This is a genomic window from Burkholderia sp. YHN3-13, from assembly GCF_055810675.1.
The window spans coordinates 98,048-120,677 of the sequence record NZ_JBVVNQ010000009.1 but is presented as its reverse complement, the minus strand read 5'-3'; the positions used below and the strand labels follow the sequence as shown (position 1 = coordinate 120,677).

Here is a 22,630-nt window from a genome sequence, read left to right as displayed (position 1 = left end):
GATGTCGACGATCGAACACGCTTCCGCCACCCGCACTGCGCCGGCACCTGCCGGCGGCAGTGCCGCCCCGTCCGCGCGCGTCGCCTGCACGGCCTGCGAAGCCACGCAGGCCGACGAAGCGCGCCGCGCTCGCCTCTGGCCGACCGGGATCGTCGCCGCATTCGCGTGGGCCGCGCTCGGCGCGCTCACGCAACTGTGGCCGAACCGCATCGTCGGCTTCAGCGACTGGGCGTACACCGACACGTTCGGCACGGCCGCGTGGACGATCGCCGCACTGCTGCTGGCCGCCGCGACGCTCGGCCATCTCGTCCCCGCCACGCGCACGCGGCTCGCCCGCGTACGCCCGGCCGGGCCGTGGCTCGTCGCGTTGCCGCTCGTGCTCGCCGCGTGGGAGATCGTCACCGCGAAAACCGGCTGGCTGCCGACGCCGTTCTTCGCGCCGCCGCAGGCGCTGATCGAGGTCTACGTCGACGACTGGCCGCGACTCGCGGGCAGCGCCGGCAATACGCTGAGGCTGCTCGCGCTCGGGTTTGCGTACGGCGTCGCGGTCGGCTTCGCGGTGGGCGTGTCGATCGGCTGGTCGCGCCGGATCGGCTACTGGGTGCATCCGGTGCTGCGCGTGCTCGGCCCCGTGCCGGCCACCGCGCTGCTGCCCCTCACGTTCTACTTCTTCCCGTCGAGCTATTCGGCCGCCGCGTTCCTGATCGCGCTCGCCACCGGCTTCCCGGTCGCGGTGCTCACGTGGTCGGGCGTCGCGAGCGTCAACAAGCAGTACTACGACGTCGCGCGCACGCTCGGCGCGAACGCGCGCTTCCTCGTGCTGCGCGTCGCGATTCCGGCCGCGCTGCCGCACGTGTTCGTCGGCATCTTCATGGGGCTGAGCGCGTCGTTCACGGTGCTGGTCGTCGCGGAAATGATGGGCGTGAAGTCGGGGCTCGGCTGGTACCTGAGCTGGGCGCAGGGCTGGGCGTCGTACGTGAACATGTATGCGGCGCTGATCGTGATGGCGCTGCTGTTTTCCGGGCTGATCGCGCTGCTGTTCGCGGTGCGCGACCGTGTGCTCGCGTGGCAGAAAGGAACCGTCAAATGGTAAGCGCCGCCGTGCTGGACTCCCCCGTTGCCGCCGCACCCGCCGTCACCGCGCCACGCGGCGCGCGCATCGACATTCGCCGCGTGAGCCATGCGTTCGACGGGCCCGGCGGTGCGCTGCCGGTGCTCGACGACGTCACGCTGTCGGTCGCGGCCGGCGAATTCGTCGCGCTGCTCGGCCCGAGCGGTTGCGGAAAATCGACGCTGCTGCGCCTCGTCGCGGGGCTCGACGCGGCACGGCAAGGCGGCATCGCGCAGGACGGCGTGCCGATCGAGCGCCCCGATCCGTCGCGCATCGTCGTGTTCCAGGACCCGACGCTGTACCCGTGGCGGCGCGTGCGCGCGAACGTCGCACTCGGCCTCGAAGCGCGCGGCGTGGCGCGCACCGCGCAGCATCGCGTCGACGATGCGCTCGCGCGCGTCGGGCTGCAGGACTTCGCGAACGTGTTCCCGCATCAGCTGTCCGGCGGGATGGCGCAGCGCGTCGCGCTCGCCCGCGCGCTCGTCAACGATCCGCGCCTGCTGATTCTCGACGAGCCGCTCGGCAAGCTCGATTCGCTGACGCGGCTCACGATGCAGGCCGAGCTGACCGCGCTGTGGCAACGCGACGGTTTCTCCGCGCTGCTCGTCACGCACGACGTCGAGGAAGCGCTGTTCCTCGCGCAGCGCGTGATCGTGTTCGGTCCCCGCCCGGCACGGATCGTCGCCGAATTGCATGTCGACCTGCCCTACCCGCGCCATCGCGGCGACCCGCACCTCGCCGAATTGCGCCACGACGCGCTGCGGCATCTCGGACTCGACGCGAGCTGGTAGATGCCGGGGGCCGTTCGACGTCCGGTCGCTGCCCGGCTCTGGCGCGTGCGATGAACGCACCGCTCTTCTCCGACTCGGCGATCGCGTTCCTGCAACTGCTGTATCGCGCGCAAATCGCGCTGGCACGTGTGCTGCACGCGCTCGGCCTGACGGCGGACGCGGACGGTCAGGCCGCGTGGCCATGGGCGCACCGTATCGCGCTCGAAACGCTGCGCATCGATGCCGGACTGACGCGGCAACTCGCGTTCGCGTGCGCAGCGACGGCACTGGCGGTCGTGCTCGCGTGCATCGCGCTCGTTTCGCGCAGGCGGCGTGTCGCCTCCGCGCTCGCCGCGCTGGCCGTCGCGTGGTTCGCGCCGTGGCCGCCTTCGTCGCTGTGGCTCGCGCCGGCCGTGCCGACGAGCTTCCAGCGCGATCCCGCGCCGTTTTCCGTATCGAGCGTGATGCGCGGCGCGCACCTGTATGCGCAACACTGCGCCGCGTGCCATGGCGCGGACGGCCGTGGCGAAGGGCCGCTCGCGGCCACGCTCGCGCACTGGCCGCCGACCTTTGCCGGCACGCTGCTCGCGCGGCGCCTCGACGGCGAACTGTTCTGGCGCGTGCGGCACGGCACACGCGACGAGCACGGCGCGTCGACGATGCCCGGGTTCGCCGCGACACTCGGCCCGCAGGACACGTGGGCCGTGCTCGACTACCTGAAGGCGCTGGCCGCGGGCAGCGGCGCGCAGGCGGAAGGCGCATGGCCAGTGCCCGTCCCGCTGCCGGCGCTCGACGTGCGCTGCGGCGACGCCGCGCCGCAACCGCTCGATCGCTGGCGCGAAGGCCAGCGCGTGCGGATCGTCGCGCTCGCGTCGGGCGCGCCGCCGCCGCCGGAAGACGCGCGCTGGCAAACCTTGCTCGTCACCGAACGCGGCGCGTCCGTCGCGGCGCCCTCGATCGGCACGCGCGCGAACTGCGTCGCGACGACGCCCGATACGTGGCGCGCGTTCGCCACGATTGCCGGCATCGCGCCCGATGCGCTCGGCGGCACGCAACTGCTCGCCGATCGCCGAGGCTGGCTGCGGGCGCGCGCGTTGCCGGGCAGCGCCGGCTGGTCGGATGCCGACCTGCTGTGCCGCTCGAGTGCGGCGGCACGACCGACCGTGCCGGCCGCCGGCGGCGACGCGCTGACCGCCCTGCTGCTGCGCGTCGACACCGAACCCGTGCGCGACGTGCAGGCCGGGCTCCCGCATTGAATCCCTGAACCCGTTCTTCCAACCGAACTCCACGATGAATCCGACCCGACGCCATTTCCTCGCACAGGCGAGCGCCCTCGCCACGATCGCCGCGGCGCCTGCCGCACTGCGCGCGCAATCGGGCGCACGGCCGCTGCTGCGCGCCGGCGACCAGAAAGGCGGGCTGCGCGCGCTGCTCGAAGCGGCCGGCGAACTGAACGGCCTCGCGTACGACATCGCGTGGACCGAATTCCCGGCCGCCGCGCCGCTCGCCGAAGCCCTGAACGCGGCGGCCGTCGACTGCGGCCCGATCGGCGACGCGCCGGTGATCTTCGCGCTCGCGTCGGGCGCCCGCATCAAGGTGATCGGCGCGAACCGTTCCGATCCGTACGGCACGGCCGTGCTCGTGCAACCCGACGCGGCGCTGAAAGGCGCGGCCGACCTGAAGGGCAAGCGCATCGGCACCACGCGCGGCTCGATCGGCCATTTCGTCACGCTGAAGGCGCTCGACGCGGCCGGCCTGCCGCCCGATGCGGTATCGTTCCGCTTCCTGCCGCCGGCCGACACGATGCTGGCGCTCGCCACCGGTTCGATCGACGCATGGGCGACCTGGGAGCCCTACACGGCGCTCGCCGAGACGAGCGGCCGCGCACGCGTGCTGGTCAACGGCCGCGGGCTGTGGTCGGGCCTCAGCTATCTCGCGGCGACCGACGCGGCGATCGCGTCGAAGCGCGACGTGCTGCACGATTTCCTGCGGCGCGTCGTGCGCGCGCAGACGTGGTCGTACCGGCACGTCGACGCGTATTCGGCGGCGCTCGCGCGCATCATCGGCATTCCGCCGGCCGCCGCGAAGCTGCAGTTCGAGCGCCGCAACACGCGCTGGCTGCCGATCGACGCGACGGTGATCGCCGAACAGCAGCGCACGGCCGACTTCTACCTGAAGGCCGGGCTGCTGCGCCAGCCGCTCGACGTGCGCACGACGTTCGATACGGGCTTTCCGCTCGCCTGAACGGCCGCGCGGCAGCGTGCAACGGCCCAAACGGCTTCGGCACGATCTGGCACAATCGCGATTCGACCATCCCGCGTTCAGCCAGCGTCATGCCAGCCATCACCGAACTCTTCGTCTATCCGATCAAATCCTGCGCCGGCATCGCGCTGACGCGTGCGCAACTGCTCGAAACGGGCCTCGCGTACGACCGCCACTGGCTGATCACCGATCCCGACGGACAGATGATCACGCAGCGCACGCACCCGCGCCTCGCGCTGATCCGCACGGCATTCGACAACGACGCGCTCGTGCTGAACGCGCCGGGCATGCCGGAAATCCGCACGCCGCTCGACGGCGACGCATCGCCCGCGACGCCCGGGATGGCGGCGACCGTCTGGCGCGACACCGTCGACGCGATCGACACGGGCGCCGACACGGCCGCGTGGCTCACCGAATACCTCGGTACGCCGACGAAGCTCGCGCGCTTCGGGCCCGACGCGCGCCGCGGCTGCAACCGCAAATGGACCGGCGAGATCGAAACGCACACGCAGTTCGCGGACGGCTATCCGCTGCTCGTGATCGGGCAGTCGTCGCTCGACGACCTGAACGCGCGGCTCGCCGCGAAAGGCGCGCCGGCGATTCCGATGAACCGCTTCCGCCCGAACATCGTCGTGTCGGATCTCGACGCGTACGAGGAGGATTTCGTCGAACACCTCGACGCCGACGGCGACACGCCGGTGCGGCTGCGCCTCGTAAAGCTGTGCACGCGCTGCCCGATGCCGACGATCGACCAGGCCACCGGCGCGCCCGACCCCGCCTGGCCGCACGAGCCGACCGACACGCTGCAGACCTATCGCGCGAACCCGAACCACGACGACGCGCTGACGTTCGGCATCAATGCGATCGTCGTCGAAGGCGCCGGTGCGTGGCTCGAAATCGGCCAGCCGGTCGAAGCGGAGATCGGGTTCGGCGACTGAGCCGGACCACCGCCCTTTCCCGTCCCGCGTTCTCACGCGCGATCACGCGGCGCGCGGCACCGCCTCGGTCGCCGCCGCCGGTAGCCGGATCGTCACGATCAGTCCGCCGCCGGCCGCATCGGCCAGCGTCACGCTGCCCTGATGCACGCGTGCGATCTCCCGCACGATCGACAACCCGAGCCCCGTTCCCTCGACCGTCTGCGTCTTGCTGCCGCGATGGAAACGCTCGAACACCGCGTCGCGCTCGTCCGCCGGGATGCCCGGCCCGTTGTCGATCACGTCGAGCCGCGCGTGCTCGCCGTCGCGCGACACGCGCACCGTGATCACCGCGTGGTCGCCCGCATAGCGGATCGCGTTGTCGATCAGGTTGCCGACCATCTCGCCGAGCAGATCGGGCTGCCCGAGCACGTCGACATCGGCCTCGTGCTCGAAGCCGAGATCGATGTCGCGCGCCCGGGCGACCGGCGACCAGTCGAGCGTCACGCTGCGCGCGAGCCGGTGCAGTTCGACCGGCTTGTGCGCGACCGCATGGCCGCTGTCCGAATCGAGCCGCGACAGCGACAGCAGTTGCTGGACGATCTTCGCGGCCTGCCGCACCGCGCCGTTCGCACGCCGCAGGTGCCCGTTCGCGCGCGGCTGCTCGTCCGGCCGCAGCGCGAGTTCGACGCCGGCCTGCACGGCCGCGAGCGGCGTCTTCAGCTGATGGGCCGCATCGGCGAAGAAGCGGCGCCGCGCGACCTGCATCCGCTGCGTGCGGCCGATGTACTGGTTGATCGAATCGACGAGCGGCGTGAGCTCGCTCGGCATCGCACCGGTATCGAGCGGCGTCGTGTCGTCCTCGCTGCGCGCGGCCACGGTGGCCGACAGCCGGTTCAGCGGCCGCAGCCCGCGCCCGACGCCGAGCCACACGATCCCGAGCGCGAGCACGACGAGCAGGCCCTCCTGCAGCAGCGACCCGACCAGGATCTCGCGCGCGAGCGCCTGGCGCGCCTCGATCGTCTCGCCGACCATCACCCACACGATGCGCGACTGCGCGGTCGGCACGTCGTGCACCGGGATGCGCAGCGCGGCCATCCGCAACTGCTCGCCGCGATACACGACGTCGTAGTAGCGCGTGACGAACAGTTCGCCGTCGCCCGCGTCACGTCCCTGCGGCAGCGGCAAGTCCGGGTAGCCGGTGATCGTGTGGCCGTTGTCCTCGCGGATCAGGTAGTAGATCTTGCCGCCGTCGCTCGATTCGAGCATTTCGAGCGCGAGATACGGCAGGTCGACCTCGATCTCGCCGTCGTTGAGCCGCACGCCTTCGCGGATCGACTTCAGCGACGACGACAGCGTACGGTCGAATGCGACGTGCGCGGCGTTCATCGCGCGCTGGTACGTGAGCCACGAGTCGAGCGCGAGCAGCCCGAGCAGCGGCAGCAGCAGCCACAGCGCGACCTGCGTGCGCAGGTTCGGGCGAATCATTCGTCGTTCTCCGCCTTCGCTTCGAGCAGATAACCGAGCCCGCGCAGCGTGACGATCGCGACCCCCGTGTTCTCCAGCTTCTTGCGCAACCGGTACACGTAGATTTCGATCGCATCGGCATTGACCGACTCGTCGAGCCCGAAGATCTTCTCCGACAGCGTGTCCTTGTTGATCGCGCGGCCGTTGCGCAGGATCAGCACCTCGAGCACCGAGCGCTCGCGCGGCGTGAGCGACAGCGGCTCGCCCGCGAGATGGAAGCTGCGATCGATGCTGTCGTACGAAAGCGGCCCGCATGCCACGAGCGAATGCTCGTGGCCGAGGCTGCGCCGGATCAGCGCGCGGGCGCGCGCCTCCAGCTCGGTCAGCTCGAACGGCTTCGCGAGATAATCGTCGGCGCCGAGATCGAGCCCCTTCACGCGGTCCTCGACCGACCCGTGCGCGGTGAGGATCAGCACCGGCACCGGGTTGCGGCGCGCGCGCAGCCGCCGCAGCACCTCCAGCCCGTCGAGCTTCGGCAGCCCGAGATCGAGGATCACCAGCGCGTAATCCTGCGTGCGCAGCACGTGGTCCGCCGCCTCGCCGTCCGCCATGTGATCGACCGCGAAGCGCGCGGCGCTCAGCGCATCGCTCAGCGACTGGGCCAGGTTCGGATTGTCTTCGACGAGCAGCACGCGCATGGGGATTCCGGTAAGGTCAGCGACAGGCCGCTACATTACATGATCCTTTCCATGTCGACGCCTCGCGGAAACACGGGTTGCGCGGGGGCCGCCAAGCCGCCGCGCGCGCCGCCGACGGCCGCCGCTCAGCGTTCCGCGGCGGGATGACCGGGCGCCGCGAAGCGTGCATCGCCGGCCGCATGCCGCTCGCGAAGGCCGACGACCACCGCGACGAACGCGACGCTCGCGCCGGCCGTCACGACGATCATCGGGTGCGCGGTGCCGTCCGACAGCCACGCCAGCACGCCGCCGCACGCGGCCGTGATCGCCATCTGGATAAAGAAGAACAGCCCCGACGCGGTGCCGGCGATCTGCGTATACGGCTGCATCACCGCGAACTGGCACGCCGGAATCGCGATCCCGACCGCGATCATCACGACGAACATCGGCACGACCAGCGCGGCCACCGACATCGGGGCGAGCGCGCCGCCGGCCCACAGCATGGCGGCGCCGGCCAGATTCACGGCGGCCGCCGTCGCGATGACCGAATCGGCTTGCCAGCGCCCGCCGGTCCGCGCGAACGCGCTCGAGCCGATCAGGTAGCCGAACACGGTCACGCCGAAGATCGCCGCATAGACCGGGCCGGACACGCCGATCTGCCGCTGGAACAGCGTCGACGATTCCGCGATGAACGGGTAGTACGTGCAGTAAACGAAGCTGATCGCGAGCGAGTAGCGCAGGAAACGTCGCTCGCGCAGCAGGCCGGCGTAGGTCCGCAGGAGCCCGCGGCCCGGCGCCGGCCGCGCGGCCTGTTCGCGCGTCTCGGGCAGCGCGCGCAGCACCATCGCGGTCGCGACCAGCCCGCCCGCCGCGAGCCATCCGAACACGCCGCGCCAGCCGAGCCACGCGGCGATCGCGCTGCCTGCCAGCGGCGCGACCACCGGCGACAGCGCCATGCCGGCCGAGATATGGCCGAGCATCGTGGCCTGCGTCGCGGCCGGAAAGCGCTCGCGCACGATGACGCGGCCGATCACCGTGCCGGTGCAGCCGCCCAGCGCCTGAAAGATGCGCGCGACGATGAGGGCCGCGACGCCGCTCGACAGCGCGCATGCCACGCTCGCGACGACGTACACGCACAGACCGCCGAGCAGCACGGGACGGCGCCCGTAACGGTCGGACAACGGCCCCGACACCAGCATCGACAGCGCATAGCCGACCATGTAGAGGGTAAGCGTGAGCTGCAATTGGGCGTCGGTGCCGTGCAGCGCGTCCGCCATCGCGGGCAGCGACGGCAGGTATGCATCGATCGTGACGCGCGGCAGGCACACGACGAGCATCAACAGGAACAACCAGCCCCGCTGGGGCAATGAGCGTGTCTTCATGCGGCAAGTCCGTTTCCGGTCCGAGGAGAAAGGGTCGACAGCAATCTAAGGGGAAAGTGATATAAGCTGAAGGACCATTAAATCGACCACCGACTGGACCACTATGCCGCGAGGCAAAGCCGCGATTCCGCTCGACCTGCCGCGCCCTTCCAGGCTGTCGGCCGGCAGCCCGTCGTCGAAGCAGGAATGCATTGCCGACACGATTCGCGACGCGATCCTGAAGCGCCTGCTGCCTGCCGACAGCCCGCTGCCGTCCAGCCGGACGCTGGCCGTGCGCTGGGACATCGCGCGCGGCACCGTCGAAGCGGCGTACGACATCCTGTGCGCCGAGGGCTACATCGCCCGCACGCGAGGGTCCGGCACGCGCGTCTGCGCGGTGGTGCCGGACAGCTATCTGTGCGCGGCCGCGCAGCCTCGTCCCGGCAACGCACACCGCGAGCCGGCAGGCGGCCCGGACGAGTCCGAATCCGAACATGGCGTGCGCCCGGGCGTCCCGTTCGTCGCGCGGCTCGCCGATCCCGGCCTGATGCCGATGCAGCAATGGAAGAAGGCGCTCGGCGCGAGCCTGCTTGCCGCGACGGCCAACGAGCTCGGCGCGACGCCCGCGCAAGGCGTCGACAGCCTCCGCGACGAAATCGCCGCGTACCTGCGCGAATATCGCGGCATTCCGTGCGACGCCGGCGACATCTTCATCACGACCGGCATCCGCCATTCGATCGATCTCGTCGCGCGCACGGTGCTCGCGCCGGGCTCGACGGTACTGATGGAAGATCCCGGCTACGTGTCGGCGTGGCAGATCTTCACGATCGCGGGCGCGACCGTGATCGACGTGCCGGTCGATCGGGAAGGCATCGACACGGCGTCGCTGCACCGGCATCCCGATGCGCGTGCCGTCTACGTGACGCCCGCGCATCAGGCACCGCTCGGCGTCACGATGTCGGTGTCGCGCCGGCTCGAACTGCTCGACTGGGCGCAGCGCGGCCGCGCGTGGATCGTCGAAGACGACTACGACGGCGAATTCAGCTACCAGACCGCCCCGCTGCCCGCGCTGAAATCGCTCGACGCGTGCGACCGCGTGATCTACTGCGGCTCGTTCAACAAGACGCTGTTCTCGGGGCTGCGCATCGGCTTCATGGTCGTACCGAAAGCGCTGCGGCCGGCGCTGTCGGCCGTGTGGCATGCGACCGCGCGCGCGGTCGGCGCGGCGCCGCAACTGGCGCTGGCCCGCTTCATCGCCAGCGGCGATTTCGCGAAGCACCTGCGCGCCGCGCGGCACACGTACCGCCAGCGGCGCGACATCGTGCTCGAGCAGCTGGCGAAGCACGCCGGCGGCCGGTTCGCGGTATCCGGCGAGCACGCGGGCTTTCATTTCGTGCTGTGGCTGCCGCCCGGGACGGACGACGCAACGGTTGTCGCCCGGGCCCGCGCGGCCGGCATCGCGTTGCAGCCGATCCGCGAATTCTGCCGAAGCGCCCGGCGTGAAGCGGGTGTCGTCGTCGGATATTCCGCGCTGACGGCCGCGCATGCACGGCATGGCGGCCGGATCCTCGGCCAGTTGCTGGCGGCCTCCGCCTAGCGGTCGTTGCGGGCGTTCCCGCGCCTGCCCGGCCCCGCTTCTGTTCCCGTCCGAACCATGCCGCACGCCGCGCAACCCGCGGCGGCGGCCGCCGCGACCTCGGGAAATCCATGACGCAAACGACGCGATTGTGAACGGGAATGAAAGCAGGCTGAAAGTGCCCCGCAATTAACATCCGCGTCACTCGAACAACACCACGCATAACTGGAGGAAGACATGTCGTTTGCACCGAAGCGCGTTGCCGCCGCACTGGCGATCGTCCTGGGCACTGCCGCCGGCGGCGCCGTCGCGCAGGTTCCGGCCGGGTATCCGGGTAATTACCAGGGCGTGATCGACGCCGCGAAGAAGGAAGGCAAGCTGATCGTCTACTCGACGACCGACACGGGCCTCGTGCGCCCGCTGATCAAGGACTTCGAAAGCCTGTACGGCGTGAAGGTCGAGTACAACGACATGAACAGCACCGAGCTGTACAACCGCTACATCAGCGAAAACGCGGCGAGCAGCACCAGCGCCGACGTGCTGTGGAGCTCCGCGATGGACCTGCAGGTCAAGCTCGTCAACGACGGCCTGATGGCGGCCTACGATTCGCCCGAAAGCCCGAACGTGCCGCAATGGGCGCAGTACCAGAAGCAGGCGTACGGCACGACCTTCGAGCCGCTCGCGATCGTCTACAACAAGCGCCTGATCCCCGAGAACGAAGTGCCGAAGACGCGCGCCGAGCTGATCAAGCTGCTCGCGTCGCAACCGGACAAGTTCAAGGGCAAGCTCACGACGTACGACGTCGAGAAATCCGGCGTCGGCTTCAACGCGCTGACGCAGGACGCGCACCTGAACGAGAAGGTCACGTGGGAACTCGTGAAGGCGATCGGCGCGACGGGCCCGAAGCTGCAGTCGAGCACCGGCGCGATGATGGAGCGCATCTCGTCGGGCGAGAACCTGATCGGCTACAACATCATCGGTTCGTATGCGTACGCGAAGGCGAAGAAGGACAAGTCCATCGGATACGTGTTTCCGAAGGACTACACGCAGATCGTGAGCCGCCTCGCCACCATCTCGAAGAAGGCGAAAAACCCGAACGCCGCCAAGCTGTGGGTGGACTACCTGCTGTCGAAACGCGGCCAGACCATGATCGCGAACCAGGCGAACCTGTACGCGATCCGCGCGGACGTGACCGGCGAGACGTCGGCCGCGAGCCTCACGAAGGAACTCGGCGATTCGCTGAAGCCGATCCAGATCGGCACCGGCCTGCTCGTCTATCTGGACCAGTCGAAGCGGCTCGCGTTCCTGAAGCAATGGCAGCAGGCGATCAAGAGCTGATCCGCTGACCGGCTCCGGCCGACCCACGGCCGCCCGCCGCACGTCGCGCGGGCGGCCCTTCCCCTTACCGACTTCCTTGAGGCGGCCATCCGGATGGCCGCAGGGGCGAACTCATGCTTTCAACCAGCACCCCCGGCACGGCACCGGCCGCGCCACCCGCCGCCGGCCCGCGCGACGCGATTCCCGCGCTGCCGGTCAACAGCCTGCAGCCACTCGCCGGCATGCTGCGCTGGATCGTCGTCGCGGTACTCACCATCGCGGTCGCACTGCCGCTCGGCTTCATCCTGTTCCAGAGCCTGCTGTCCGCGCCGTTCTTCGACGCGAACAAGACGCTCGGCATCGACGGCTTCCGTTTCGTCTTCAGCGATCCCGATTTCTGGTCGGCCGTGAAGAACTCGTTCATCATCGCCGGCGGGATGCTGTTCATCTCGATCCCGCTCGGCGGCATCCTCGCGTTCCTGATGGTGCGCACCGACCTGCCCGGCCGTCGCTGGCTCGAACCGCTGCTGCTCACGCCCGTGTTCGTGTCGCCGATGGTGCTCGCGTTCGGCTACGTGGTCGCGGCCGGACCGGTCGGCTTCTACTCGGTGTGGTTCAAGGAACTGTTCGGGGTACAGAACATCCCATGGAACGTGTACTCGGTCTTCGCGATCACGGTGATCGTCGGCCTCACGCACGTGCCGCACGTGTACCTGTATTCGTCGGCCGCGTTGCGCAACCTCGGCTCGGACGTCGAGGAAGCCGCGCGCGTGGCGGGCGCCCGCCCGTTCCGCGTCGCGCTCGACGTGAGCCTGCCGATGACGATGCCCGCGCTGCTGTTCGCCGGCGTGCTCGTGTTCTTCCTCGGCTTCGAAGTGTTCGGGCTGCCGCTCGTGCTCGGCGATCCGGAAGGCCACCTGGTGCTCGCGACCTACCTGTACAAGCTGACCAACAAGCTCGGCGTGCCGTCGTATCACCTGATGGCCGCGGTCGCCGTGTGCATCGTCGCGATCACGTTCCCGCTCGTGCTGCTGCAGCGCCGCCTGCTGAAGACCGCGAACCGCTTCGTCACCGTGAAGGGCAAGGCCGGCCGGACGACGGTGCTGCCGCTCGGCGTGTGGCGCTGGGTCGCGCTCGCGATCGTCGTGCTGTGGCTGATGCTGACCGTGATCGTGCCGATCTCGGGCATCGTGCTGCGCGCATTCGTGACCAACTGGGGCGAAGGCGTCGCGCTCGCCGAAGTGCTGACGCTGTCGAACTTCATCGAGCTGTTCGAGCAGGACAACCTGGTGCGCGCGATCGTCAACACGCTCGGCATCGGCGTGATCGGCGGCGCGCTCGCGATCGGCTTCTACTCGCTCGTCGCGTTCGCCGGCCACCGCCGCCCCGACTGGGCGACCAAGCTGCTCGACTACCTCGTGCTGCTGCCGCGCGCGGTGCCGGGCCTGCTCGCCGGTCTCGCGTTCCTGTGGATCTTCCTGTTCGTGCCGGGCCTGCGCGAACTGAAGAACTCGATGTGGAGCATCTGGATCGCGTACACGGTCGTGTGGCTCGCGTACGGGATGCGCCTCATCCAGAGCGCGCTGCTGCAGGTCGGCCCGGAACTCGAGGAAGCCGGCCGCAGCGTCGGCGCGACGCGCAGCCGCGTGTCGCTCGACGTGACGCTGCCGCTCGTGCGCTTCGGCCTGCTCGCCGCGTGGCTGCTGATCTTCATGATCTTCGAGCGCGAATACTCGACGGCCGTCTACCTGCTGTCGCCCGGCACCGAAGTGATCGGCGCGCTGCTCGTGTCGCTGTGGGCGACCGGCGCCGTCGACCAGGTCGCCGCGCTTTCTGTCATCAACATCGCGATGGTCGGCGCCGGTCTCGGCGTGGCCCTGCGCTTCGGAGTGAAACTTCATGGATAAGCTCATCGTCGACGACCTGCACCTCAGCTACGGCGCCAATCCGATCCTCAAGGGCGTGTCGTTCGAACTGAAGGCCGGCGAAGTCGTGTGCCTGCTCGGCGCGTCGGGCAGCGGCAAGACCACGCTGCTGCGCGCGGTGGCCGGCCTCGAACAGCCGTCCGACGGCCGCATCCAGCTCGACGACCGCGTGTTCTTCGACGGCGCGAAACGCGTCGACCTGCCCGTCGAGCAGCGCTCGCTCGGCCTCGTGTTCCAGTCGTACGCGCTGTGGCCGCACCGCACCGTCGCCGACAACGTCGGCTACGGACTGAAGCTGCGCCGCGTCGCCCCGGCCGAACAGAAGCGCCGCGTGCAGACCGCGCTCGACCAGCTCGGCCTCGGCCATCTCGCGGAACGTTTTCCGCACCAGCTGTCGGGTGGCCAGCAGCAGCGCGTCGCGATTGCACGCGCGCTCGTCTACAACCCGCCGGTGATCCTGCTCGACGAGCCGCTGTCGAACCTCGACGCGAAGCTGCGCGAGGAAGCGCGTGCGTGGCTGCGCGAGCTGATCGTGTCGCTCGGGCTGTCGGCCCTGTGCGTGACGCACGACCAGACCGAGGCGATGGCGATGTCCGACCGCATCCTGCTGCTGCGCAACGGCCGCATCGAACAGGAAGGCACGCCGGCCGAGCTGTACGGCGCGCCGCGCTCGCTGTACACGGCCGAATTCATGGGCAGCAACAACCGGATCGATGCGCGCGTCGCCGCGATCGACGGCGAATGCGTGACGCTCGCCGGCGACGGCTGGGAGCTGCGGGCGCTGGCCCGCGACACGCTCGCGCCGGGCCAGGACGCGCAGGCCGTGATCCGCCTCGAACGCGTGCAGGTCACCGACGGCCCGGGCGCGAACCGGCTGCAGGCCGACCTCGTCACGTCGATGTATCTCGGCGACCGCTGGGAATACCTGTTCCATTGCGGCGACATGCGCCTGCGCGCGTTCGGCCACGTGCCGCGCGCGGCCGGCAAGCACTGGATCGAATTCCCGACCAACGACTGCTGGGCGTTCGCGAAAGCGGGCTGACCCGGTCGCGGCGGCTCACGTGCCGCCGCGCATCCCGCCACGCATGGACTTCCCGTCCGGCGGACGCCTCCCGGTGTCCGCCGCGGGCGGATGCGCGCCTAACCGACTCACCCAACCCACAAGAACCAAGGAGACACCGCCAATGAAATCATGCGCAAAGCGTTCCCTTCGCGCCGCCGTCCTGACCGGATCGGCCGCCGTCGCCGGACTCGCGGCAGGCGCCGCGCACGCGCAGTCGTCGGTCACGATGTACGGGATCATGGATGCCGGCATCGAATACACGAACCATGCGGCGCCCGAAGGCGGCAGTTCGGTCAAGCTCAAGTCGGGCAACAAGAACACCTCGCGCTGGGGCTTGCGCGGCGTCGAGGATCTCGGCGGCGGGCTGAAGGCCGTGTTCCGACTCGAAAGCGGGATCGACCTCGCGAACGGCGCGCTCGACGACGGCCCCGACTCGATCTTCGCGCGCCGCGCGACGGTCGGCCTGAAGAGCAAATGGGGCGAACTGACGCTCGGCCGCAACTACACCGTCACCTACGACTACATGCTGCCGTTCGACCCGATGGGTTACGCGCAGAACTACTCGTGGGCCTCGGCGTCGACGGCGACGGGCGGCCGCAAGGACGGCATGTTCACGCGCTCGTCGAACGCGGTGCGCTACGACGGCGAATTCAGCGGCTTCAAGTTCGGCGCGTTGTACGGCTTCGGCAACGTGCCGGGCAGCGTGAAGACCAGCTCGAAATACGACTTCGCGGTCGGCTACGAGAAAGGCCCGTTCGCGGCGGTCGTCACGTTCGACCGGCAGAACGGCGCGGCCGACAGCGTCACGCCGGCCGATACGGTCAACTATATCCAGGGCGTCCATGCCGGCCTGAGCTACGACTTCGGCAACCTGAAGACGATGGCCGGCTACCGCAACTACAAACGCACGTTCCGCACCACGGCGGCGAACCAGCTGAGCGACACGTACTGGCTCGGCGGGTCGTATCAGTTCACGCCGGCGTTCTCGCTGATCGCGGCCGTCTATCACCAGAACATCAAGGGCGGCAGCGATGCCGATCCGACGCTGGTGTCGATGCGCGCGAACTACGCGCTGTCGAAGCGCACGGTGCTGTACGCGGCCGGCGCGTTCGCGATCGCGAAACACGACCAGAAGGTTGGCGTGTCGCGCGATTTCGCGGGATACGGCACGACCCAGGTCGGCGTCACGGCGGGGATCCAGCAGCGGTTCTGACACCCGGGCCGGCGGGCGGCGGCAGTCGGTCGACCGCCGTTCAGCCAGGCCACGCGCGGCGGCATCGCGGCGAACCGCCGGCCGCCGCCGCCCAGCGTGCCCCTCGCGTCACGTCCGGCGCGCTGCGTTTCGATGCGCCGCTCACTCGCCGCGCATCGTGAACACCGGGCGCACGAGACTGTTCGTATCGCCCCAGTGTTCGCCCACGGCCGACAGCGGCACCGTGCGCGTGTCGATCGCGAGGCCGGCCGGCCCGGCCGCGTCGAACACACCGCGCACCGACGCCAGCAAGCGGGGCAGCGATACGCTGCCGATGCCGCTGCCCATCAGTTCGATCGCGGTCGCCCGCAGCACCGCGCCCGGCAGCAGCACGTCCGCGCCGCCGATCGAGCCGATCTGCACGAATCGCAGCCGGCGGCCGTCGGGCGTCGCCTTCGCGGCGGCAAGCAACAGCGTCTGCGCGCTGGCGCCCCACAGATAGTCGAGCACGACGTCCACACCTTCGCGGAAATGCGGTTCGAGCGCGCGTGCCAGATGTGCGTCGTCCTGCTGCAGCGACACGACCGCATCCGCACCGGCGCTCGGCAATGCCTGCAGCGCGGCTGCGTTGCGGCCCGTCGCGATCACCTTCGCGGCGCCGAGATGCTTCGCGATCCGCACTGCCAGCCGCCCCGACGTACCCGTCGCACCGTTGACGAGTACCGTCTCGCCCGCGACGAGCCGCGCGCGCTCGGTCAGCGCCGCCCACGACGACATCCCGGGAATCGCGATCACCGCCGCCGTGACGTCGTCGAGCGAATCGGGCAGCGGCACGCACCGCGTATCGGGCGCGATCGTGCGCTCGGCCATCGCGCCGAACGGGGCGGGTGCGCCGAAGAAGTAGACGCGCTGCCCGTCGTCGAGACGGCGGCCCACCCCGTCGACGCCGACGACGAACGGATAACGCCCGTCCGACGAGTAATGCGTGCCGGCCGCGCGCGCCTGCGCGAGCCGGCTCAGCGCGGACGCCGTCACGTCGATCAGGCCGTGGCCCGGCATCGCGCGCGGCGCATCGAATTCCATCTGAACGGGACGCTCGCCGGCGCCCGTCACGACTGCTGCTTTCATGGTGACTCCTTGAATCGGGGATCTCGATCGACGGTTCAGCTGCGCATCAGCGTGCGTCGAGCCACGCGCGCAGCGCGGGATCGCGCACTTCCAGCACGTCGAACAGGCCGAGCGCGCGCAGCGCCGGCAATGCGTCGATCGCGTCGGCCTCCGCGCGCGCCCGGTCGGCGGGCTCTGCGTGCGGGTCGGTCAACACGCGCGCGTTGACCAGGAACGCGCCGACGGTCCCCTTGCGGATCGTCGTTCCGCCGGTTTCGATCCGGTCGGCATGGTCGGGAAGCATCTGTTCGGCTCGCATCGCGTCGTACTCCGGTTGTCATCGATGGATGCAGTGTAGGCGTGCGAAGCCGGCCAATCTCCGGTATAACAGCCATTCGATACCGATATCCGGCCATGTCCGATCCGCTTCTGCCCGCCCGATTCGTCACGTCCGACGACGGCCCGTTCGTGGTCGCCGCCGTGCTGTCGCAACGCGACCCGCGCGTGACCGCGCCGCATTCGCATGCGCGCGGCCAGCTCGTCGGCGCGCTGAGCGGGCTGCTGACGATCGGCCTCGATGACCAGGCCTGGGTCGTGCCGGCCATTCACGCGATCTGGATTCCGCCGCATTGCCGGCATTCGTTGCGTTCGTTCGGGCCGATTTCCGGCTGGTCGGCGTTCGTCGCCGAAGCACGCTGCGCGGCACTGCCGGCCGCGCCGCGCGCGATCCGCACGACACCGCTGCTGCGTGAAGCCGTGCAGCGCGCGGCAAGCTGGGGCGATTCGGAACTGGATGCCGCGCAAACGCGCATCGCCGACGTGATCCTCGACGAAATCGCGTCGTCGGAGGTCGAGGCATTGGGACTGGTACGGCCGCGAGACGCGCGGCTGATGAAGATCACCGATGCGCTGGCCACGAATCTCGCGGACAACCGGCGGCTGGAGGAATGGGCCGCATGGGCCGGCATCAGTGCGCGAACGATGAGCCGCCGCTTCGTCGCCGAGACGGGGCTGACGTTCGCGCAGTGGCGTCAGCAGGCCAGGTTGCTGCGGGCGCTGGAGAGAATCGCCGATGACGTACCGGTGACGACGATCGCGCTCGATCTCGGGTACGACAACGTGAGCGCGTTCATCGACATGTTCCGGCGGGCGTTGGGGACGACGCCTGGACGGTATTTGGAGAACGGGGGGACATCGACAATCGACGCACGGTAACAACACACGACCGGCTTGAAACGTCAAACGATTCGCGGAATCCGGTTCAATTCAGATGATCGTCCGGTAGGCGCGCTGCCCTTCGACAGCCGCCCGCATCTCGCGCTCGACGGGCAAGATCGTAGCGGACATCGTGGTGTGGGGCATCGCGCGCTCCAAACTGGGGTTCTGGATGTCATGATTTTTTCGCAATAAACGAAAAGTGATATCGCCCTCTATAAACGGTCTGTCCGTTTCGTTCAATACGTGCCGTCGCCCTTCTCCGCGGCCTTGCCCCCCTTCCCCTTGAACTGCGCCGCCAGCCGCTCCGCGCTCCTCGCGAGCAGCGTCGTATCGACCCCGACCGCGACGAATAGCGCGCCCGCATCCAGATAGCGTCGCGCGGCCGCCTCATCCACGCTCAGAATACCCGGCGACTTGCCGGCCGCCTTGATCATCCGGATCGCGCCGTCGATCGCGGCCTGCACGACCGGGTGGCCCGGATTGCCGAGATGCCCGAGATCGGCGGCCAGGTCAGCCGGCCCGATGAACACGCCGTCGACGCCTTCGACCCGCGCGATCGCATCGATCGCATCGAGCCCCGCGCGTGTCTCGACCTGCACGAGCACGGCCATCTCGTCGTTCGCGCGATGCAGGTAGTCGCCCACACGACTCCACCGCGACGCGCGTGCCAGCGCACTGCCGACGCCGCGCATCCCGTGCGGCGGGTAACGCGTCGCGGCCACGGCCGCGCGCGCTTCGTCGGCGCTCTGCACCATCGGGACCAGCAGCGTCTGCGCCCCGAGATCGAGCACCTGCTTGACGATCACCGGATCGTTCCACGGCACGCGCACGACCGGATGCGACGGATACGGCGCGATCGCCTGCAACTGCGCGAGGATCGTCGGCACCGTGTTCGGCGCATGCTCGCCGTCGATCAGCAACCAGTCGAATCCCGCGCCCGCGACGACCTCGGCGCTGTACGGATTCGCGAGCCCGAGCCACAGCCCGATCTGCGCGTCGCCGCGCGCGAGCGCGGCCTTGAAGACATTCGACGGAATCTGCATCGTTCGCTACCTCACGCGAAATGGCACTGGATCGTCCCGAGCGGGCCGTAGTCGACGCTGAACGTATCGCCCGGCCGCGCCGCACACGGCCGCGTGAACGACCCGCCAAGCACGATCTGCCCGGGTTCCAGCGCGACGCCGAAACGCGACAGCCGGTTCGCGAGCCACGCGACGCCGTTCGCCGGATGGTTCAGCACGCCGGCCGCGACGCCCGTTTCCTCGACCACGCCGTTGCGCGACATGATCGCCGCGACCCAGCGCAGGTCGACGTCCTGCGGCCGCACCGGCCGGCCGCCGATCACGACGCCCGCGTTCGCGGCGTTGTCGGCGATCGTGTCGAACACCTTGCGCGGCCGTTTCGTATCGGGGTCGATGGACTGGCTGCGCGCGTCGATGATCTCGAGCGCGGGCACGACGTAATCGACCGCGTCGTACACGTCGAAGATCGTGCAGTTCGGGCCCGAGAGCCGCTTGCCGAGCACGAACGCGAGTTCGACCTCGACGCGCGGCACGATGAAGCGGCCGGTCGGGATCGTGCCGCCGTCGTCGAAGAACATGTCGTCGAGCAGCGCGCCGTAGTCGGGCTCGTCGATCTGCGACGTGTTCTGCATCGCCTTCGACGTGAGGCCGATCTTGTGCCCCTTCAGCGTGCGGCCTTCCGCGAGCTTGAGGGTCACCCACGCGCGCTGGATCGCATACGCGTCGTCGATCGTGATGTCGGGATGGTCGAGCGAGATCTGGCGGATCTGCGTGCGCTCGCGCTCGGCGTCGTGCAGACGCCGCGCGAGCTGGTCGATGAGGGCGGGTTCGAGCATGGTCGGATCGGAAATGGGGTTCAGCCGGCCCGCTTGTAGCGGGCGTGGATGTTGTTGTGCTTGTACGAGCCGCTTTCGCTGAACTCGGTCAGTTCCATCGACAGCGCGAGGTAGCGTTTCGCGTACAGCTCGGCGAAATGCGCCTTGATCGCATCGAACAGCGCATCGCACGCGGCCTTCTTCTGCGCGTCGGTACGCCCCGAGCCGATCTTCAGCGTCACGTGGACGAAGGCGTCGTCCTCCGTGCCGTCGGCGACGCAGTAGTCCTGCAGTTCGAGCGCGCGCGAGCGGATGCCGCCGGTCGGGAACACGCCGCCCTGCGCGATCAGCGTCGCGTTGATCGTGCGCAGCAGCGCGGGAATGCGCGCGTCGTCGCGGATGTTCGCGGTGTATTCGACGACGATGTGTGGCATGGCAAATCTCCGTTCGGATTCGATTGCTTGGCAGGCGGCAGCGCTCAGGCGAGCGGAAAGATCGCGTTGATCTGCCCGGTGCCCGAACTCGCGAAATAGTCGGTGACGATCTCGACCGGCTTGTCGTAACGATCCCAGCCGAGCAGCCCGAGCAGCATCGCCGTGTCGTGCATCCCGCCTTCGCCGTGGCAATGGAGGTTGTACTCGGGCAGCATCGCGCAGAAGGTCTTGAAATCGCCCTGCTTCCACAGCTCGACCACGCGCAGGTCGACCTGGCGGAAGAATTCGCGGCTGATCTGGTGGATCGATTCCTCGGGGCTGCCGTTGTCGTTGAAGCGGTGCGACAACGAGCCGCTCGCGAGGAACGCGACGTTCGAATCGCTCTTCTCGATCGCCTCGAGCAGCGCCTCGCCGAAGCGGCGGCTTTCGTCGAGCTGATGCCACATGCACCAGCCGGCGATCGACACGACCTTGAAATGCTGGTCGCCGTTCATGTAGCGCATCGGCACGAGCGTGCCGTATTCGAGTTCCAGGCTGTCGATCTCGTGCGCGCGCGTCGCGATGCCGCGCCCGGTGGCCGTCTCGGCGATCAGCCGGCCGAGCGCCGGGTTGCCCGGATACGCGTACGTCATGTCGCGGATGAAATGCGGCAGCTCGTTGCTCGTGTACGTGCCCGAGAACCGCGCGTTGCAGTTCACGTGATAACCGGCATTGACGAGCCAGTGCACGTCCGACACGACGATCGTGTCGACGCCGAGCGCGCGGCAGCGCTCGCCGATCAGCTGGTGGCCGCGGATCGCCGCCTCGCGGCAACCGTGATGCCTGCCGGGCAGTTCCGACAGATACATCGACGGCACGTGCGTGATCTTCGCGGCGAGGGACAGTTTGCCCATCGTTCAGTCTCCATTTGGTTCGTTATCGCGGCGAAACGACCGTCACACGCCCCAGCGCGGGATGTGGTGCGAACCCATCGAGATGCACACGTTCTTGATCTCCGCGAACACCTCGAAACTGTACTCGCCGCCCTCGCGCCCGGTGCCCGACTCCTTCACGCCGCCGAACGGCTGGCGCAGGTCGCGCACGTTCTGACTGTTCACGAACACCATCCCGGCCTCGATCCCGCGTGCGAGACGATGCACCTTGCCGACGTCCTGCGTCCAGATATACGACGCAAGGCCATACGCGGTGTCGTTCGCGAGCCGCAGCCCTTCGTCTTCGTCCTCGAACGGAATGATGCAGGCGACCGGCCCGAAGATCTCTTCCTGCGCGATACGCATCCGGTTGTCGACGTCGGCGAACACGGTCGGGCGCACGAAGTTGCCGTTGCGCAGATGCGCGGGCAGCCCGGCCGGCTTGTCCGCGCCGCCCGCGACCACGCGCGCGCCTTCCTGCTCGCCGATGCGAATGTAGCCCGTCACCTTCTCCCAGTGCTGGCGCGTGATCATCGCGCCGAGATTCGTGCCCGGATCGGCCGGGTCGCCGACCACCAGGTTGTTCGCGCGGCGCGCGAATTCCTGCACGAAGCGGTCGTAGATCGTGCGCTGCACGAAGATCCGCGAACCGGCGGTGCACCGTTCGCCGTTGATCGAGAAGATCGTGAACAGCGACGCGTCGAGCGCACGGTCGAAATCGGCGTCGTCGAAGATCAGCACCGGCGACTTGCCGCCGAGCTCCATCGAATACTTCTTGAGGCCCGCGCGCTCCATGATCCGCTTGCCCGTCACGGTGCCGCCGGTGAACGACACCGCGCGCACGTCGGGATGGCGCACAAGCGCGTCGCCGGCCGTCGCGCCGTAGCCCTGCACGACGTTCAGCACGCCGGGCGGAATGCCGGCTTCGAGCGCGAGCCGGCCGAGCTGGTCGGCCGTCAGCGGCGACAGTTCCGACATCTTCAGCACGGCCGTATTGCCGAGCGCGAGGCACGGCGCCGTCTTCCACGTGGCCGTCATGAACGGCACGTTCCATGGCGACACCAGCGCGCACACGCCCACCGGCTGGTACAGCGTGTAGTTCAACATCTGGTCGTCGACCGGATACGTGCGGCCGTTCATCTGCACGCACACTTCCGCGAAGAAATTGAAGTTCTCCGAGGCGCGCGGAATCAGCTGCTTGCTCGTCTGCGCGATCGGCAGGCCGGTGTCCTGCGTCTCCAGCGCCGCGAGCATCGGCACGTTCTTCTCGATCAGCTCGCCGAGCTTGCGCATCAGCTTCGCGCGCGCCTTCGCGGGCGTGTTCGCCCATTTCGGGAACGCCGCCTTCGCCGCGCGCACGGCCGCGTCGACCTCGGCCTCGCCGCCCGACGCGACGTCGGTGATGACGTCGCCCGTCGCGGGGTTCAGCGTCGTGAAGGTCTCGCGGCTCTCGACTTCGCGGCCGTCGATCCAGTGCTTGATGGTCAT

21 protein-coding genes are annotated in these 22,630 nt (G+C 69.1%); 11 read left to right on the top strand and 10 right to left on the bottom strand.

Annotated elements, in window-relative coordinates:
* Position 1 precedes the first annotated feature (1 nt).
* The 5 genes from AC0KUR_RS21005 to AC0KUR_RS20985 all read left to right on the top strand — a co-directional run bounded on the left by AC0KUR_RS21005 (position 2) and on the right by AC0KUR_RS20985 (position 5,081).
* The gene (locus AC0KUR_RS21005; protein WP_473376379.1) at positions 2 to 1,093 is read left to right on the top strand and encodes an ABC transporter permease; all 1,092 of its coding nucleotides are present in this window, start codon (positions 2 to 4) and stop codon (positions 1,091 to 1,093) included.
* Positions 1,087 to 1,902 carry an ABC transporter ATP-binding protein gene (locus AC0KUR_RS21000; protein WP_473376378.1) on the top strand — a complete coding sequence of 272 codons (816 nt, stop codon included), beginning with the start codon at positions 1,087 to 1,089 and terminating at the stop codon, positions 1,900 to 1,902. The genes AC0KUR_RS21005 and AC0KUR_RS21000 overlap by 7 nt, the downstream gene beginning before the upstream one ends.
* 50 nt (positions 1,903 to 1,952) lie before the next feature.
* The gene (locus AC0KUR_RS20995; protein WP_473376377.1) at positions 1,953 to 3,137 is read left to right on the top strand and encodes a c-type cytochrome; all 1,185 of its coding nucleotides are present in this window, start codon (positions 1,953 to 1,955) and stop codon (positions 3,135 to 3,137) included.
* A 34-nt stretch (positions 3,138 to 3,171) separates the two neighbouring features.
* On the top strand, positions 3,172 to 4,125 hold the full coding sequence (locus AC0KUR_RS20990) for an ABC transporter substrate-binding protein (RefSeq protein ID WP_034191524.1): 954 nt from the start codon (positions 3,172 to 3,174) through the stop codon (positions 4,123 to 4,125).
* A gap of 89 nt (positions 4,126 to 4,214) precedes the next feature.
* The gene (locus AC0KUR_RS20985; RefSeq protein WP_049029624.1) at positions 4,215 to 5,081 is read left to right on the top strand and encodes an MOSC domain-containing protein; all 867 of its coding nucleotides are present in this window, start codon (positions 4,215 to 4,217) and stop codon (positions 5,079 to 5,081) included.
* Positions 5,082 to 5,123: 42 nt separating this feature from the next.
* Here AC0KUR_RS20985 and AC0KUR_RS20980 read toward each other — a convergent pair whose 3' ends face one another.
* The 3 genes from AC0KUR_RS20980 to AC0KUR_RS20970 form a co-directional block, all read right to left on the bottom strand.
* Positions 5,124 to 6,545 (bottom strand): sensor histidine kinase, encoded by a 1,422-nt coding sequence (locus tag AC0KUR_RS20980; protein ID WP_069705316.1) that lies wholly within the window; start codon positions 6,543 to 6,545, stop codon positions 5,124 to 5,126.
* Positions 6,542 to 7,222, bottom strand: coding sequence for a response regulator (locus AC0KUR_RS20975; protein ID WP_069705315.1), 681 nt, complete (start codon positions 7,220 to 7,222; stop codon positions 6,542 to 6,544). Before AC0KUR_RS20975 ends, AC0KUR_RS20980 begins: the two co-directional genes overlap by 4 nt.
* A 125-nt stretch (positions 7,223 to 7,347) precedes the next feature.
* Positions 7,348 to 8,583 (bottom strand): multidrug effflux MFS transporter, encoded by a 1,236-nt coding sequence (locus AC0KUR_RS20970; protein WP_473376376.1) that lies wholly within the window; start codon positions 8,581 to 8,583, stop codon positions 7,348 to 7,350.
* Between the two features lie 103 nt (positions 8,584 to 8,686).
* On the opposite strand from AC0KUR_RS20970, the gene pdxR reads away from it, so the two are divergent.
* From pdxR to AC0KUR_RS20945, 5 genes are all read left to right on the top strand, one after another.
* Positions 8,687 to 10,159: a MocR-like pyridoxine biosynthesis transcription factor PdxR gene (gene pdxR, locus AC0KUR_RS20965; RefSeq protein ID WP_473376375.1), complete on the top strand. Its 1,473-nt coding sequence runs from the start codon at positions 8,687 to 8,689 to the stop codon at positions 10,157 to 10,159.
* 216 nt (positions 10,160 to 10,375) lie between these two features.
* The gene (locus AC0KUR_RS20960; protein ID WP_473376374.1) at positions 10,376 to 11,476 is read left to right on the top strand and encodes an ABC transporter substrate-binding protein; all 1,101 of its coding nucleotides are present in this window, start codon (positions 10,376 to 10,378) and stop codon (positions 11,474 to 11,476) included.
* Between the two features lie 113 nt (positions 11,477 to 11,589).
* Entirely contained in the window at positions 11,590 to 13,362 is a 1,773-nt protein-coding gene (locus AC0KUR_RS20955) for an ABC transporter permease (protein ID WP_034191530.1), read from the top strand.
* Positions 13,355 to 14,422 (top strand): ABC transporter ATP-binding protein, encoded by a 1,068-nt coding sequence (locus AC0KUR_RS20950; RefSeq protein ID WP_034191531.1) that lies wholly within the window; start codon positions 13,355 to 13,357, stop codon positions 14,420 to 14,422. The genes AC0KUR_RS20955 and AC0KUR_RS20950 overlap by 8 nt, the downstream gene beginning before the upstream one ends.
* 142 nt (positions 14,423 to 14,564) lie before the next feature.
* Positions 14,565 to 15,656, top strand: a complete 1,092-nt coding sequence (locus AC0KUR_RS20945) for a porin (RefSeq protein WP_473376373.1) — start codon at positions 14,565 to 14,567, stop codon at positions 15,654 to 15,656.
* 141 nt (positions 15,657 to 15,797) lie between these two features.
* Here AC0KUR_RS20945 and AC0KUR_RS20940 read toward each other — a convergent pair whose 3' ends face one another.
* Together AC0KUR_RS20940 and AC0KUR_RS20935 are read right to left on the bottom strand one after the other, a co-directional pair.
* On the bottom strand, positions 15,798 to 16,763 hold the full coding sequence (locus tag AC0KUR_RS20940; protein ID WP_473376372.1) for a quinone oxidoreductase family protein: 966 nt from the start codon (positions 16,761 to 16,763) through the stop codon (positions 15,798 to 15,800).
* Positions 16,764 to 16,809: 46 nt separating this feature from the next.
* Positions 16,810 to 17,061, bottom strand: a complete 252-nt coding sequence (locus tag AC0KUR_RS20935; protein WP_034191534.1) for a hypothetical protein — start codon at positions 17,059 to 17,061, stop codon at positions 16,810 to 16,812.
* Between the two features lie 95 nt (positions 17,062 to 17,156).
* On the opposite strand from AC0KUR_RS20935, the gene AC0KUR_RS20930 reads away from it, so the two are divergent.
* Entirely contained in the window at positions 17,157 to 17,957 is an 801-nt protein-coding gene (locus AC0KUR_RS20930) for an AraC family transcriptional regulator (protein ID WP_301740848.1), read from the top strand.
* Between the two features lie 239 nt (positions 17,958 to 18,196).
* Here AC0KUR_RS20930 and hpaI read toward each other — a convergent pair whose 3' ends face one another.
* Genes hpaI through hpaE form a run of 5 tightly spaced genes read right to left on the bottom strand, consistent with a single transcriptional unit; the run spans position 18,197 to position 22,630 of the window.
* Positions 18,197 to 19,003, bottom strand: a complete 807-nt coding sequence (hpaI, locus tag AC0KUR_RS20925) for a 4-hydroxy-2-oxoheptanedioate aldolase (protein WP_473376371.1) — start codon at positions 19,001 to 19,003, stop codon at positions 18,197 to 18,199.
* 11 nt (positions 19,004 to 19,014) lie between these two features.
* Positions 19,015 to 19,818: a 2-oxo-hept-4-ene-1,7-dioate hydratase gene (gene hpaH, locus AC0KUR_RS20920; RefSeq protein WP_473376370.1), complete on the bottom strand. Its 804-nt coding sequence runs from the start codon at positions 19,816 to 19,818 to the stop codon at positions 19,015 to 19,017.
* Between the two features lie 20 nt (positions 19,819 to 19,838).
* Entirely contained in the window at positions 19,839 to 20,231 is a 393-nt protein-coding gene (locus AC0KUR_RS20915; protein WP_034191538.1) for a 5-carboxymethyl-2-hydroxymuconate Delta-isomerase, read from the bottom strand.
* Between the two features lie 44 nt (positions 20,232 to 20,275).
* Positions 20,276 to 21,124, bottom strand: coding sequence for a 3,4-dihydroxyphenylacetate 2,3-dioxygenase (gene hpaD / locus AC0KUR_RS20910; protein ID WP_059556454.1), 849 nt, complete (start codon positions 21,122 to 21,124; stop codon positions 20,276 to 20,278).
* A gap of 42 nt (positions 21,125 to 21,166) precedes the next feature.
* A complete protein-coding gene (gene hpaE, locus AC0KUR_RS20905; RefSeq protein ID WP_034191540.1) occupies positions 21,167 to 22,630 on the bottom strand; it encodes a 5-carboxymethyl-2-hydroxymuconate semialdehyde dehydrogenase in 1,464 nt (487 codons plus the stop codon).

Coding starts and splice junctions, on each gene's coding strand:
- AC0KUR_RS21005 (WP_473376379.1), top strand. CDS start 2: ATGTCGACGATCGAACACGCTTCCGCCACCCGCACTGCGCCGGCACCT.
- AC0KUR_RS21000 (WP_473376378.1), top strand. CDS start 1,087: ATGGTAAGCGCCGCCGTGCTGGACTCCCCCGTTGCCGCCGCACCCGCC.
- AC0KUR_RS20995 (WP_473376377.1), top strand. CDS start 1,953: ATGAACGCACCGCTCTTCTCCGACTCGGCGATCGCGTTCCTGCAACTG.
- AC0KUR_RS20990 (WP_034191524.1), top strand. CDS start 3,172: ATGAATCCGACCCGACGCCATTTCCTCGCACAGGCGAGCGCCCTCGCC.
- AC0KUR_RS20985 (WP_049029624.1), top strand. CDS start 4,215: ATGCCAGCCATCACCGAACTCTTCGTCTATCCGATCAAATCCTGCGCC.
- AC0KUR_RS20980 (WP_069705316.1), bottom strand. CDS start 6,545: ATGATTCGCCCGAACCTGCGCACGCAGGTCGCGCTGTGGCTGCTGCTG.
- AC0KUR_RS20975 (WP_069705315.1), bottom strand. CDS start 7,222: ATGCGCGTGCTGCTCGTCGAAGACAATCCGAACCTGGCCCAGTCGCTG.
- AC0KUR_RS20970 (WP_473376376.1), bottom strand. CDS start 8,583: ATGAAGACACGCTCATTGCCCCAGCGGGGCTGGTTGTTCCTGTTGATG.
- pdxR (WP_473376375.1), top strand. CDS start 8,687: ATGCCGCGAGGCAAAGCCGCGATTCCGCTCGACCTGCCGCGCCCTTCC.
- AC0KUR_RS20960 (WP_473376374.1), top strand. CDS start 10,376: ATGTCGTTTGCACCGAAGCGCGTTGCCGCCGCACTGGCGATCGTCCTG.
- AC0KUR_RS20955 (WP_034191530.1), top strand. CDS start 11,590: ATGCTTTCAACCAGCACCCCCGGCACGGCACCGGCCGCGCCACCCGCC.
- AC0KUR_RS20950 (WP_034191531.1), top strand. CDS start 13,355: ATGGATAAGCTCATCGTCGACGACCTGCACCTCAGCTACGGCGCCAAT.
- AC0KUR_RS20945 (WP_473376373.1), top strand. CDS start 14,565: ATGAAATCATGCGCAAAGCGTTCCCTTCGCGCCGCCGTCCTGACCGGA.
- AC0KUR_RS20940 (WP_473376372.1), bottom strand. CDS start 16,763: ATGAAAGCAGCAGTCGTGACGGGCGCCGGCGAGCGTCCCGTTCAGATG.
- AC0KUR_RS20935 (WP_034191534.1), bottom strand. CDS start 17,061: ATGCGAGCCGAACAGATGCTTCCCGACCATGCCGACCGGATCGAAACC.
- AC0KUR_RS20930 (WP_301740848.1), top strand. CDS start 17,157: ATGTCCGATCCGCTTCTGCCCGCCCGATTCGTCACGTCCGACGACGGC.
- hpaI (WP_473376371.1), bottom strand. CDS start 19,003: ATGCAGATTCCGTCGAATGTCTTCAAGGCCGCGCTCGCGCGCGGCGAC.
- hpaH (WP_473376370.1), bottom strand. CDS start 19,818: ATGCTCGAACCCGCCCTCATCGACCAGCTCGCGCGGCGTCTGCACGAC.
- AC0KUR_RS20915 (WP_034191538.1), bottom strand. CDS start 20,231: ATGCCACACATCGTCGTCGAATACACCGCGAACATCCGCGACGACGCG.
- hpaD (WP_059556454.1), bottom strand. CDS start 21,124: ATGGGCAAACTGTCCCTCGCCGCGAAGATCACGCACGTGCCGTCGATG.
- hpaE (WP_034191540.1), bottom strand. CDS start 22,630: ATGACCATCAAGCACTGGATCGACGGCCGCGAAGTCGAGAGCCGCGAG.